Origin of the sequence: Nonomuraea aridisoli (assembly GCF_003236395.1) — a bacterium.
Classification (GTDB): domain Bacteria; phylum Actinomycetota; class Actinomycetes; order Streptosporangiales; family Streptosporangiaceae; genus Nonomuraea; species Nonomuraea aridisoli.
Genome location: NZ_POUD01000661.1, coordinates 1 through 470, shown reverse-complemented (window position 1 = coordinate 470; position 470 = coordinate 1). Strand labels below are relative to the sequence as shown.

General features: G+C 50.9%; 1 protein-coding gene. It reads left to right on the top strand.

The annotated features are described in order from the left end of the window. Positions 1-11: 11 nt before the first annotated feature. Positions 12-470, top strand: a 459-nt coding sequence (locus C1J01_RS54325) for a hypothetical protein (RefSeq protein WP_500048306.1), incomplete at its 3' end; no start/stop codon positions are given.

Below are 470 nucleotides of genomic sequence, written 5' to 3'. Positions count from 1 at the left end.
AAGAAGAGGCTATCGACTACATTGCGAGACTGTCCGATGGAGGTATGCGCGATGCGCTCAGCATACTGGATCAAATCTCTTCCTTCTCGGACGGACGGGTATCCTATCAGCAAGTGTTGGATATGACGGGGGGGATTCCTTCCAAACAATTTGCGGCGCTAGCCACGACTATTCTTGAAGACGATATCGGCGGCATGCTGCAGATGATTGAAGGATTCATGCAGGAAGGTAAGAGCGCGGACAAGTGCATGGAGAACCTGCTCTATTATTTCCGGGACCTGCTGATGATCAAAATGGTGCCTGAGGCGGACAAGCTGACCGAACGGGTGCTAGATGCGCAGGACTTCAAGGATACGGCGAGACTATTTTCCCGGTCCCAATTGTTTCGGATTATCGACACGCTGAATCATTACCAAACCGAAATGAAGTATGCGGCTCAACCCCAAACCTTGTTCGAAGTAGCTCTGCTC